Origin of the sequence: Actinacidiphila acididurans (genome assembly GCF_016918855.1) — a bacterium.
Taxonomy (GTDB): domain Bacteria; phylum Actinomycetota; class Actinomycetes; order Streptomycetales; family Streptomycetaceae; genus Actinacidiphila; species Actinacidiphila acididurans.
The window spans coordinates 529,716-541,960 of sequence record NZ_JADKYB010000004.1 but is presented as its reverse complement, the minus strand read 5'-3'; the positions used below and the strand labels follow the sequence as shown (position 1 = coordinate 541,960).

The 12,245-nt window shown below is 71.5% G+C and carries 10 protein-coding genes; 7 read left to right on the top strand and 3 right to left on the bottom strand.

Going from position 1 to position 12,245, the window contains the following annotated elements; genetic code table 11:
* Positions 1-1,848 (bottom strand): sensor histidine kinase (locus ITX44_RS10265; RefSeq protein WP_205356751.1); only part of this gene is annotated, 1,848 nt, incomplete at its 3' end.
* Positions 1,849-2,015: 167 nt separating this feature from the next.
* Between ITX44_RS10265 and ITX44_RS10260 the strand changes: the two genes are divergently transcribed.
* A complete protein-coding gene (locus tag ITX44_RS10260) occupies positions 2,016-3,437 on the top strand; it encodes a cation:dicarboxylate symporter family transporter (protein ID WP_205356750.1) in 1,422 nt (473 codons plus the stop codon).
* A gap of 132 nt (positions 3,438-3,569) precedes the next feature.
* On the opposite strand, the gene ITX44_RS10255 is transcribed toward ITX44_RS10260, so the two are convergent.
* Entirely contained in the window at positions 3,570-4,319 is a 750-nt protein-coding gene (locus ITX44_RS10255) for an SDR family NAD(P)-dependent oxidoreductase (protein WP_205356749.1), read from the bottom strand.
* 411 nt (positions 4,320-4,730) lie between these two features.
* Here ITX44_RS10255 and ITX44_RS10250 point away from each other — a divergent pair, with 411 nt between their 5' ends.
* Positions 4,731-6,032, top strand: a complete 1,302-nt coding sequence (locus ITX44_RS10250; RefSeq protein ID WP_205356748.1) for an acyltransferase family protein — start codon at positions 4,731-4,733, stop codon at positions 6,030-6,032.
* 321 nt (positions 6,033-6,353) lie between these two features.
* Here the strand turns inward: ITX44_RS10250 and ITX44_RS10245 are convergent, their stop codons facing one another.
* Entirely contained in the window at positions 6,354-7,001 is a 648-nt protein-coding gene (locus ITX44_RS10245) for a hypothetical protein (protein WP_236060284.1), read from the bottom strand.
* 106 nt (positions 7,002-7,107) lie between these two features.
* Here ITX44_RS10245 and hemL point away from each other — a divergent pair, with 106 nt between their 5' ends.
* The 5 genes from hemL to ITX44_RS10220 all read left to right on the top strand — a co-directional run bounded on the left by hemL (position 7,108) and on the right by ITX44_RS10220 (position 12,241).
* Complete coding sequence (gene hemL / locus ITX44_RS10240; RefSeq protein WP_205356747.1) at positions 7,108-8,415, top strand: glutamate-1-semialdehyde 2,1-aminomutase; 1,308 nt, start codon at positions 7,108-7,110, stop codon at positions 8,413-8,415.
* The gene (locus ITX44_RS10235; protein WP_205356746.1) at positions 8,412-9,125 is read left to right on the top strand and encodes a histidine phosphatase family protein; all 714 of its coding nucleotides are present in this window, start codon (positions 8,412-8,414) and stop codon (positions 9,123-9,125) included. Before hemL ends, ITX44_RS10235 begins: the two co-directional genes overlap by 4 nt.
* Before the next feature lie 383 nt (positions 9,126-9,508).
* Positions 9,509-10,774 (top strand): polysaccharide deacetylase family protein, encoded by a 1,266-nt coding sequence (locus ITX44_RS10230; RefSeq protein WP_205356745.1) that lies wholly within the window; start codon positions 9,509-9,511, stop codon positions 10,772-10,774.
* Between the two features lie 83 nt (positions 10,775-10,857).
* On the top strand, positions 10,858-11,466 hold the full coding sequence (locus ITX44_RS10225) for a TlpA family protein disulfide reductase (RefSeq protein WP_205356744.1): 609 nt from the start codon (positions 10,858-10,860) through the stop codon (positions 11,464-11,466).
* Between the two features lies 1 nt (position 11,467).
* Positions 11,468-12,241, top strand: coding sequence for a cytochrome c biogenesis CcdA family protein (locus tag ITX44_RS10220; RefSeq protein ID WP_307795188.1), 774 nt, complete (start codon positions 11,468-11,470; stop codon positions 12,239-12,241).
* Positions 12,242-12,245 lie beyond the last annotated feature (4 nt).

Here is a 12,245-nt window from a genome sequence, read left to right as displayed (position 1 = left end):
GGTGGCGGGGGCTGGGGCTGGCTTGCGCGGTCCGGTGGCGGGGGGAGGGGCTGGCTTGCGCGGTCCGGTGGCGGAGGGAGCGGCTGGCTCGCGCGGCCCTGCGACGGGAGGAACGGCCGACTCGTGCGGTCCGGTGGCGGGAGGAGCGGTCGGCTTACGCGGCCCTGAGACGGGGGAAGGGGCCGGCTCGCGCGGTCCTGCGACACCCGCCGGAGGCCTGAGCGGGAGCCGTACGGTGAAGCGCGCGCCGCCGTCCGGGGCGCGGTGCAGCGCGACCGTGCCGCCGGCCCGGCGGGCGGCCTGTTCGACCAGGGCCAGGCCCAGGCCGTGGCCCTGGGTCTTGGTGGTCCAGCCGCGGCGGAAGACCTCCGCGACGGCGGCCGGGTCCACGCCCTGCCCGGAATCGGTGACCTGGAACAGCAGTTCGCCCTTCTCCGTGCGGGCCCGGACCGAGACGGCCGGGCGGCGCTCGGCGGCGCCCTCGATCGCCGCGTCCATGGCGTTGTCGAGCAGGTTGCCCAGCACGGTCACCAGGTCGCGGGTGGTGAGCGCGGGCGGCAGCAGCCCGTCGTCGATGAAGCTGTCGTCACTGACGGCCAGTTCCACCCCGCGTTCGTGCGCCTCGGCGGCCTTGCCGAGCAGCAGCGCGGCCAGCACGGGCTCGCCGACGGCCGCGACCACCTGGTCGGTGAGGGCCTGGGACAGGGCGAGTTCGGCGGTGGCGAAGTCCACCGCGTCCGCCGCGCGGCCGAGTTCGATCAGCGAGACCACCGTGTGCAGCCGGTTGGCGGCCTCGTGCGCCTGGGAGCGCAGCGCCTCGGCGAAGCCGCGTACGGAGTCCAGCTCGCCGGTGAGCGCCTGGAGGTCGGTACGGTCCCGCAGGGTGACCACGGTGCCGCGCCGCTCGCCGCCGCGTACCGGCGAGGTGTTGACCACGACCACCCGGTCGGCGGTCAGGTGCACCTCGTCCACCCGGGGCTCGGCGGCCAGCAGCGCGCCGGTCAGCGAGACGGGCAGGCCGAGACCGTCCACGTACCGGCCGACCACCTCGCCGGTCAGGCCGAGCAGGTCGCGGGCGGCGTCGTTGCACAGCGCGACCCGGCGGTCGGCGTCGAGCAGCACCAGGCCCTCGCGCAGCGCGTGCAGGGTCGCCTGGTGGTAGTCGTAGAGCCGGCTCAGCTCGGCGGCGGCCATGCCGTGGGTGTGCCGCCGCAGCCGCCGGTTGGCCAGGTACGTGCCGGCGCCGCCGACCGCCAGCGCCGCCGCGGCCACCGCGAGCAGCGCCGCCACCTGGCCGCGCAGCTGGTGGCTGATGGTGTCCACCGTGATGCCGACGCTGACCAGCGCCACGATCGTGCGGCCGTCCCGTACCGGCGTGACCACCCGCACCGAGGGGCCCAGGCTCCCGGTGTACGTCTCGGTGAACGTCCGGCCGTGCAGCGCCGGGTCCATGTGGCCGAGGAAGTGCTTGCCGATCAGCGCCCGGTCCGGGTGGGTCCAGCGGATGCCGTGCGTGTCCATGATCGTCACGAAGTCCACGCCGGCGTCCCGGCAGACGGCGTCGGCGTACGGCTCCAGGGCCGCGGTGGGGTCCGGGCCGCGCACGGCGCGCACCACGAACGCGGAGTCGGCGACCGCGGTGGCGGCGGCGGTCACCCGGTGCCGGGCCGCGTCCTGCGCGCGGGAGCGGGCGTCGGCGTAGGCGAGCACCGCGCCCGCGGCCACCACCAGGGCGACGATCACGGCCTGCACCGCGAAGAGCTGGCCGGCCAGACTGCGCGGGCGGGCACGGGAGGTCCTGCGGCCGGCCTCCGCGGGAGGGCCGGGCGGAGCGGTCCGGCGGAACATGCCCACAGTGTGCCCGGTGCCCGCGAACTCAATGAACGTAAAGGTGACCTGGCTCACGCCGGGCGCGCATAGTCACCGGGACCTGTTCGCACGCGGGCGCGCCGGGACGGTGCCCGCGGACCCCGGATCCGCCCGCGGACCCGGCCCGACCTCGCAGGGAGACGACGATGTCAACCGAGGACCGCAGCCGCATACGACCCGAGGAGCCGGGAGGTGGGCAGGCCGGCGCGGGTGCCGGCGCGGCCGCTGCCGTACGTGCCGGCGGGCGCGGGCGCGGCGACCTGACCCGCTATCTGTACCTGGCGGTGATCCTGGCGACGGTGGCCGGCGCCGTGCTGGGCCTGGCCGCACCCGACGCGGGCGTTCAGCTCAAGCCGATCGGGACCGCCTTCGTGAACCTGATCAGGATGATGATCTCGCCGGTCATCTTCTGCACGCTGGTGCTCGGCATCGGCTCGGTCCGCAAGGCCGCGAAGGTCGGCAAGGTGGGCGGGCTGGCGCTGGGCTACTTCGTGGTGATGTCGCTGGTCGCGCTCGCCATCGGCCTGCTCGTCGGCAACTTCCTCCACCCGGGCAGCGGGCTGCACCTGACCGACAAGCTGCGCGGCGCCGGGCACGCGCAGGCCGCCGGTGCCCCCGCCGAGGGCTGGGACTTCGTGCTCAGCATCATCCCCACCACCATGGTGTCGTCCCTCACCGAGGGCACCGTGCTGCAGACGCTCCTGGTGGCCCTCCTCGTCGGCTTCGGGCTCCAGGCGCTCGGGCCGGCCGGTGAGCCGGTGCTGCGCGGCATCGGGCACCTTCAGAAGCTGGTCTTCCGGGTGCTCGTCATGATCATGTGGGCGGCGCCCATCGGTGCGTTCGGGGCCATGGCCGCGGTGGTCGGCTCCGCCGGGGTCGACGCGCTCAAGGCGCTCGCCGTGATCATGCTCGGCTTCTACGTGACGTGCCTGGTGTTCGTGGTCGTCGTCCTCGGCCTGATCCTGCGGCTCTTCACCGGGATGAACCTCTTCTCCCTGCTGCGCTACCTGGCCCGGGAGTTCCTGCTCATCGTCTCCACCTCGTCCTCCGAGTCCGCCCTGCCCCGGCTCATCGCCAAGATGGAGCACCTCGGGGTCAGCCGGCCCGTCGTCGGCATCACCGTGCCGACCGGCTACTCCTTCAACCTCGACGGCACGATGATCTATCTGACCATGGCCTCGCTCTTCATCGCCGACGCCCTGGGCAAGCCGCTGTCCGTGGGCGAGCAGATCTCCCTCCTGCTCTTCATGATGATCGCCTCCAAGGGCGCGGCCGGCGTCTCCGGCTCCGGCATGGCCGTCCTCGCGAGCGGACTCCAGTCCCACAAGCCCGCCCTCGTCGACGGCATCGGCCTCATCGTCGGCATCGACCGCTTCATGAGCGAGGCTCGCGCGGTCACCAACTTCGCGGGCAACGCGGTGGCGACGGTTCTCATCGGGCACTGGACGGGGGAGTTCGACGCGGGGCGCGCACGGCGCGTTTTCGCGGGTGAGCTGCCCTTCGACGAGCGGACCCTGGTCGACGAGGTCGAGCCTTCGCGCTCCGCGCCGGAGCCGGCGATGGCTTGAGCGGTTCGCCGGGAGCAGCCTCGTCACCGGCCCGAAGGGGCAGTTGCTGTCGTGTCCGGGCCACCGGCCGTGGGCGGTTGCTCGCGCGGTTCCCCGCGCCCCTTCGGGGCGCTCCCGGCGAACCGTCGGAGGCTACTGCTCCCGGTGGACCTTGTAATTGGAGGCCTGGGCGCGGGGGCGCAGGACGAGGAGATCGACGTTGACGTGGGAGGGGCGGGTGACGGCCCAGGTGATGGTGTCGGCGACGTCCTCGGCGGTGAGGGGCTCGGCGACGCCCGAGTAGACGGCGGCGGCGCGGTCGGAGTCGCCGTGGAAGCGGTTCAGGGAGAACTCGTCGGTCCGGACCATGCCGGGGGCGACCTCGATGATCCGCACGGGGCGGCCGCTGAGTTCCAGGCGCAGGGTCTCGGCGATGACGTGGGCGCCGTGCTTGGCCGCCACGTATCCGCCGCCGCCCTCGTACGTCGCCAGGCCCGCGGTGGACGACACGATCACCACGGTGCCGTCGCCGGAGGCGGTCAGCGCGGGCAGCAGCGCCTGCGTGACGTTGAGGACGCCGAGCACGTTGACCTCGAACATCGACCGCCACTCGGCGGGGTCGGCGGTGGCCACCGGATCCGTACCGATGGCCCCGCCGGCGTTGTTGACCAGCACGTCGCACCGGTCGAGTGATTCGGCGAACGCGTCCACCGCGGCCCGGTCCGTCACGTCGAGCGCGTGCACGGTCACCCCGCGGCCCTCCGCGCCCAGCTCCTTGGCCAGCGCGTCCAGCCGGTCCACCCGCCGCGCGGTGAGCACCACGTGGAACCCGGCCGCCGCGAGCATCCTCGCCGTCGCCGCCCCGATCCCGCTGCTCGCGCCCGTCACCACCGCAGTTCGCATGCGCGCAGCTTAATCGGTGGGGCTGAGGTCGTTCGCTGGGTGGGGGCTCTTCCCAGGTTGGGCCGTTGCGGCTTCCAGCTCGGGGGGTTCTGTTCGTTACCGAGTTCCGGTGCGTTGTGGTTGTTCGCGCAGTTCCTCGCGCCCCTTCGGGGCGCCTGCGCCTGTCCGTATACGGTCCGCGTCCACCCGAACTGGAGCGATGGCTGGAGGATGACATTCCGGGGCGCTGATGATGACTCGCAAGGGTGAAGTAATTTAAATCCTGGTGAACCCTGTTCGATTCAGGGGCTCTCGGGTGGTTGAGGCAACCACTTGACCATAGGCTGGCGATTCCTTGGGCGGAGCTGGGCCGTCCGGACACACGGAGAAACTGGCCCGTGCGGGCCGTACGGACGAGGCGGCTGACGGCTGATGAGGCACGCGGGGACTTCGGCTGCGGACGACTGGCCGCGGCAGCAGAACATCCCCGGGGGCAACGGACTGCTGCAGGCGCCGACACCGGCGCCCGCGCTGCCCCAGGCCCGCAGCGCTCCACCGCAGCCCGAACGGCCCGAACTCCCGGAACCCGCGCGCGAACCCGAGCCCATACCCGAGGCCGCGCCCCCGCCGGCCGCGAAGAAGGACGGCGGCGGCAAGCGGCCGCGGCTGTACGTGATCGACGGGCTGCGGCTCTTCGCCGCGATGTTCGTCGCGCTCCACCACTACCTGGGCACCAACCGGGTCAACCAGCCGCACAACAGCATCTGGGACCGCCCGGCCTCGCACGTCATGCCCAGCGTGTGGCGGCTGGCCACCTACGGCTATCTCGGCGTGGAGATCTTCTTCGTCATCAGCGGCTTCGTGATCTGCATGTCCTGCTGGGGCCGCAGGCCGCGGGACTTCTTCGTCTCCCGGGTGATCCGGCTGTACCCCGCGTACTGGTTCGGCGTGCTGTTCACCACCGCGGTGCTCACCGCGTACCCGGTGGTGTGGGGCAAGCCGACCGGACGCGAGGTGCTGTTCAACCTCAGCATGCTGCAAGGCGGTTCGCACGTCGCGAACGTCGACGGGGTGTACTGGACGCTCTGGTCCGAGCTGCGCTTCTACCTGGTCTTCCTGGTCGTGGTCGCCACCGGGCTGACGTACCGCAAGGTCGTGGTGTTCTGCTGCGTGTGGGGGGCGATGGCCGCGCTGGCGCCGGCGGCCGGCTTCCCGGCCCTGTCGCTGATCGCCGACCGGGACTCCACCTGGTACTTCATCGCGGGCCTGGCGCTGTACCTGATGCACCGGTTCGGCCAGGACCTGCTGCTGTGGGGCATCCTGGTGCTGTCCTGGATCTTCGCGCAGGACGAGATAGGCCGCCGCATCGCCGGCGTCGAGCACGTCTCCGGCTGGCGCGGCGCCCTGCTGATCTACACGGTGTTCCTGCTGTTCATGGTCTGCGTGGCGCTCGGCTTCACCGACCGCATCCAGTGGAAGTGGCTGGTCACCGCGGGGTCCCTGACGTACCCCTTCTACCTGCTGCACTACGCGGCCGGCGCCACCGCCATCCACTACCTGCGCGACCGCGCCGACCCGCGGGTCCTGGTCGCCGGGCTCATCGTGGTCTTCCTGCTGCTCAGCTACCTGGTGCACCTGCTGGTGGAGCGCCCTGTCTCCAAGCTGCTCAAGCGCGGACTGACCAAGGCGTTCGACAACCTCGGCACCGTCCCGAAGCCCGGCAGCGGCTCCTGAGCGGTCCCCGCTCCTCTTCCCCGGCTGCATCTCTCACCGCTGGCCAACTGCCCGTCAGATCGGCCGAATTCCGCCGTCCGCCGCGTCCCGTACGGGTCCGGTGGCGCGGTCGCGCGCGCCTGCGACCAGGGCGGGAGGGGCCGGCGGGCCCGTAGGCGAGTTTCGGACGCTGCGGTGATCCGCCACAGACAAAGCGGGCGGACGGGACGGTCCGCCGCCCGTGGGGCACGGGCCGGGCAGACGTGATCAGCGGCGCTCAGGGGTGCTCAGAGGTGTTCAGCGGCGCTCAGGGGGCCGTACGGCGGCGGGTTCGGCGGCCGGTCAGGGCCAGACCAGGCAGTAGAGCTGGTGGCCCGATTCCTCGCAGCGGCGGGCGAAGTCCTGCCATTCGTGGAGCATTTGGTAGATCACGAACGCGTCGCGCGGTCCGCGGCGGTCGGGCACGGTGGACCAGATGAAGGCGGCGGCGCCCAACTCCTCCTCGCCCGCCTTGCGCAGCGGCTCCACGACCGAGGCGGGCAGCCGGACCACGGCGTAGTCCGGGTGCAGCACGACCAGTTCCAGCGGCGGCACCTTGGCGGGGGGTATGCCCTCGATTCCGGTGAGCACCATGGCGGCCATCGTCTCCGGCTTGACCTTGGTGTACATGCCCTGGCCGAGTTCGTCGCCGCCGAGTTCCTCGGGGCGCATGGAGATCGGGACGCGTGCCGCGGTGGCCCCGTCGGGCGCACCGAAGTACTTGTAGGTCACCCCCACTCGGCCACCCCTGCTCCTGCCTTCTGCGGTCGGTCGGTTCGTGTGCCCGGACTGCTCGTCGCCCCGGCGCCGCCGGGGCTGTCGCTGGTGCTGTTGTCTGTGCTGCGGCTGCTGCTGGTCGTGGTAGTCGCTGTGGCGTCCGCCGTCCGGACGGTCCCGGTCGGGGTCGGAGTCGTCCGGTCCGTCGCCCGGTCCGCCACCACGCTGCTGCATTCCACTACCCGACCATCCGCAGAGCCAACCATGCAACCCGATCATCGTCTCAGATGCCGGGTTGAGACGTTGCGGCGCAACGCCCGGCATTTGAGAGCATGTGGGTGTGAGCTATCCCTACGAAGCACCAGTGTCCCAGGAACTCTTCGCGCGCGCCGCAGTCGTCACGCCAGGTGGCGTGAACTCTCCGGTGCGCGCCTTCCGTGCCGTGGGGGGCACACCCCGGTTCATGGTCTCCGGGCAGGGCCCGTACCTGACCGACGCGGACGGCCGGGAGTACGTCGACCTCGTCTGCTCCTGGGGACCGATGATCCTCGGCCACGCCCACCCCGAGGTCACGGCGGCCGTGCAGGCCGCGGTGGCCCGTGGTACGTCCTTCGGTACCCCCGGTGAGGGCGAGGTCGCGCTGGCCGAGGAGATCGTGGCGCGGGTGGCGCCGGTGGAGCAGGTGCGGCTGGTGTCCTCCGGCACCGAGGCGACCATGTCGGCGATCCGGCTGGCCCGCGGCTTCACCGGGCGGTCGAAGGTGGTGAAGTTCGCCGGCTGTTACCACGGCCACGTGGACGCGCTGCTGGCCGCCGCCGGGTCCGGGGTGGCCACCTTCGCCCTGCCCGACACGCCCGGGGTGACCGGTGCCCAGGCGTCGGACACGATCGTGCTGCCGTACAACGACCTGGACGCCGTACGCGAGGCCTTCCGGGCCCACCCCGGCGAGATCGCCTGCGTGATCACCGAGGCCGCGCCCGGCAACATGGGCGTCGTCCCGCCCGGACCGGGCTTCAACGCCGGGCTGAAGCAGGTGTGCGCCGAGAACGGGGCGCTGTACATCTCCGACGAGGTCATGACCGGCTTCCGGGTCGGCCCGGCCGGCTGGTACGGGATCGACGAGGTCGCGCCGGACCTGATGACCTTCGGCAAGGTGATGGGCGGTGGCTTCCCGGCGGCCGCTTTCGGCGGGCGCGCGGACGTCATGGCGCACCTGGCCCCGGCCGGCCCGGTCTACCAGGCCGGCACGCTGTCCGGGAACCCGGTCGCCACCGCGGCCGGCCTGGCGCAGCTGCGGCTGCTGGACGAGGCGGCGTACGCGGTGGTGGACGCGGTCTCGGACGAGGTGCAGGCGCTGGTCGGGGAGGCGCTGAACAAGGAGGGCGTCGCCCACCGGGTGTCCAGCGCGGGCAGCATGTTCTCGGTGTTCTTCACCGACGCCGAGGTCCGCGACTACGCGGACGCCAAGCGGCAGGAGGCGTTTCGCTTCACCGCTTTCTTCCACTCGATGCTGGCGCAGGGCGTGTACCTGCCGCCGTCGGCGTTCGAGTCCTGGTTCGTGTCGACCGCACACGACGAGCGGGCCGTGGAGCGGATCGCCGCGGCACTGCCCGCCGCCGCACGTGCCGCAGCGGAGGCCCACGCATGAGTTCCACGTTCGAAGCCGGTTCCGGGCTCGGCCCGGCCGCCGGTGACCTGACCGTCGTCCATCTGGTGCGCCACGGCGAGGTGCACAACCCCGCCGGGGTGCTGTACGGCAGGGCGCCCGGCTACCACCTGTCGGAGCTGGGCCGCGAGATGGCCGAGCGGGTCGCCGAGTACCTCGCGGGGCGGGATGTGGTCCACGTCTCGGCCTCGCCGCTGGAGCGGGCGCAGGAGACGGCCACGCCCATCGCCAAGGCGCACGGGCTGGACATCGTCGCCGACGAGCGGCTCATCGAGGCGGCCAACATCTTCCAGGGCAAGACCTTCGGGGTCGGCGACGGTGCCCTGAAGAACCCCTCCAACTGGAAGTACCTGCGCAACCCCTTCCGGCCGAGCTGGGGCGAGCCCTACGTCGACCAGGTCGTCCGCATGATGGCCGCGCTCGGCGCCGCGCGTGACGCGGCCCTGGGCCACGAGGCGGTGTGCGTCAGCCACCAGCTCCCCATCTGGATCGTCCGCTCCTACGCCGAACGCCGCCGCCTCTGGCACGACCCGCGCAAGCGCCAGTGCACCCTCGCGAGCGTCACCTCCTTCACCTTCGAGGGCGACCGCATCGTCTCCGTCGGCTACAGCGAACCCGCGATCGACCTCGTCCCGGCCCATTTGCGTGCCGGCGCCAAGCCGCAAGCCGGCCAGAAGGCGTTCGGCGCGTGATCGTGCGGTAGGCCCTGCCTTTACGCAAGGGGGCGCCCCCTTGCACGACCCCCTCCCCATCAGGCGGGAGGGGGTTTCTCATGGGCTCGATTTTGGCATGCCCCTGCTAATCGCGCGAACCGCTGCAAGAAGGTCCCGCCCACCCCGCCGCGCACAAAGCCACCGCCAGATCACGTACTGCCGGCTGCCGGCCCCCCGGCGAACCCGCAAGCAGGGGGCCGCCACCCCCTGGGGTGCGCCGAACGGGTGGGCCCAAAGAGTACGTGCTGCTCTGAGGTAACCGTGAGGAACTTATGAACGTCATGGAGGGTGACCAGATTGTATGACTGGGTGCTCTCCGTGATGAGTTGGCCACGGGACGCCCGAGTGGACGGGGATCGCACATGAGTTCGATGAGCCGAAGGACTCTGCTGACGACTACCGCGGGAGCCGCCGCCGCACTTGCCGCAGCCGGATGCGGGGCCAGCAGTTCCGGCGGGACGGGTGAGTCCGCCCCGCACGTTCCGCACGGCGCGGGGGGTGGGCCGGCCGGGGGGACCGGCCGGACCCGCGCGCCGCACCAGGCGGTGACCCTGATCGGGGACGGGTCGACCGCGCACACCGGGCCGCAACCCAATCAGCCGGTGGCCGAGCGGCTGGAGCCCGGCCAGACGCCACCGCAGTTCGTGATCTTCTCCTGGGACGGTGCCGGCGAGGTCGGCAACGGCCTCTTCCCGCGGTTCCGCAAGCTCGCCGCCGACCACGGCGCCACCATGACCTTCTTCCTGTCCGGCCTCTACCTGCTGCCCGAGCAGGAGAAGCTGCACTACGCCCCGCCCAACAACCCCCCGGGCGCCTCCGACATCGGCTACCTCACCAACGAGCACCTGCGGGCGACCCTGGACAACATCCGGCAGGCCTGGCTCGACGGCCACGAGATCGGCACCCACTTCAACGGCCACTTCTGCGGCGGCCACGGCAGCGTCGCGCACTGGACCCCGGCCGACTGGCACAGCGAGATCGAGCAGGCAAAAGGTTTCGTCACCTCCTGGAAGACCGCCACCGGCTGGCACGACCAGGACCCGCTGCCCTTCGACTACGAGAAGGAACTCGTCGGAGGGCGCACCCCCTGCCTGCTCGGCCAGCACAACCTGTTGCCCACCGCCGCCGAACTCGGCTGGCGGTACGACGCCAGCTCGCCCGGCGGCATCCAGGTCTGGCCGGAGAAGAAACACGGCGTGTGGGACCTGCCGCTGCAGCTCATCCCCTTTCCCGGACACCGCTTCGAGGTGCTGTCCATGGACTACAACATGCTGGCCAATCAGTCGCACGCGGCCACCCGGTCCGACCCGCGCAATTACCCCGGCTGGCGCAGCCAGGCGACCGCTTCGTACCTCGCCGGCTTCCAGCGGGCGTACGAGACCAACCGCGCCCCCTTCTACATCGGCAACCACTTCGAGGAGTGGAACGGCGGGATCTACATGGACGCCGTCGAGGAGGCTCTGAAGCACATCGCCTCGGCCCGCCACCCGGACGTGCGGCTGGTCTCGTTCCGTCAGTTCGTGGACTGGATGGACGCCCAGGACCCGGCGGTGCTGGCGAAGCTGCGTACCCTGGACGTCGGCGAGCGCCCGACCGGCGGCTGGCGGGAATTCCTGGCCGACACCTGACCCTTATTTGGGGCAGATGCCGCTTTTGGGGTGGACGTCGGGGGTGCGCAAGATCGCCCCAAGGCACATGCGAAACTTTTCACATGAGTCCTACGCGCGCTCTCCGACGCCGCACTTTCCGCAGCACCGCGGTGCTGGCCGGAATCGCGGCGCTGGCGTCGACGCTCGCCGCCTGCTCGTCGACCTCGCACTCCTCGTCGGGCCAGTCCAACTTCGTCAGCGGCACCGGTGAGATCACCACCGTCAGTGCCGCCGACCGCAAGCCCGCGCCCGACCTGTCGGGCAAGACGGTCGACGGCACCCAGACCAGCCTGGCCGCCTACAAGGGCAAGGTCGTGGTGGTGAACGTCTGGGGATCGTGGTGCGCCCCCTGCCGGCTGGAGGCGCCGAACCTGGTCAAGGTCGCGGCCGCCGACCAGGCCAAGGGCGTGCAGTTCCTCGGCATCAACACCCGCGACCTGGCCGCGGCCAACGCCCGCCAGTTCGAGAAGCGGTTCGCGGTGCCGTATCCGAGCCTGTACGACCCGGACGGCAACCTGCTGCTGCGCTTCCCCAAGGGCAGCCTCAACGCCCAGTCGATCCCGGCCACCCTGGTCATCGACCGCCAGGGCCGGATCGCCGGCCGCGCGCTGAAGGCGCTCAGCGAGAGCGAACTCAATCAGCTCATCGACCCGATCGCGGCGGAGAAGTGACGTGATCGCCGGTTCGCCGGCCGTGCTCGCGGCCGATCCCAGCCAGACCGTGCTCACCGGGGCGCTGCTGGCGGCCATACCGGTTGCCATGTTCGCCGGGCTCATCTCGTTCTTCTCGCCCTGCGTGCTGCCGCTGGTGCCCGGCTACCTGTCGTACGTGACCGGGATCACCGGCTCCGACCTCGCCGAGGCCCGGCGCGGCCGGATGGCGGCCGGCTCGCTGCTGTTCGTGCTCGGCTTCAGCGCGGTGTTCGTCTCCGGCGGCGCCCTGTTCGGCAACTTCGGCTGGACCCTCCAGGAGCACAAGCACACCATCACCATGGTGCTGGGCCTGATGACCATCGTGCTGGGCCTGGCCTTCACCGGCCTGGTCGGCGGCCTCACCCAGCGGGAGTTCCGCTTCCACTACCGGCCGGCCATGGGCCTGGCCGGCGCCCCCCTGCTCGGCGTGCTGTTCGGCTTCGGCTGGGCGCCGTGCGTCGGCCCGACCCTCGGCGCGGTGCAGGCGCTCGCCTTCAACGACGCCAGCGCCGGTCGGGGCGCGCTGCTGATGTTCTTCTACTGCCTCGGTCTCGGCGTGCCGTTCATCGTGACGGCCGTCGCCTTCCGCCGTATGCTCGGCGCCTTCACCTGGGTCAAGCGCCACTACGTGTGGGTGATGCGCACCGGCGGGGCCATGCTGGTCGCCGTCGGAGTGCTGCTGCTCACCGGCGTTTGGGACCACATCACCTACCAGATGCAGATCTGGTCCAGCGGCTTCACTCCAGGATTCTGAAACC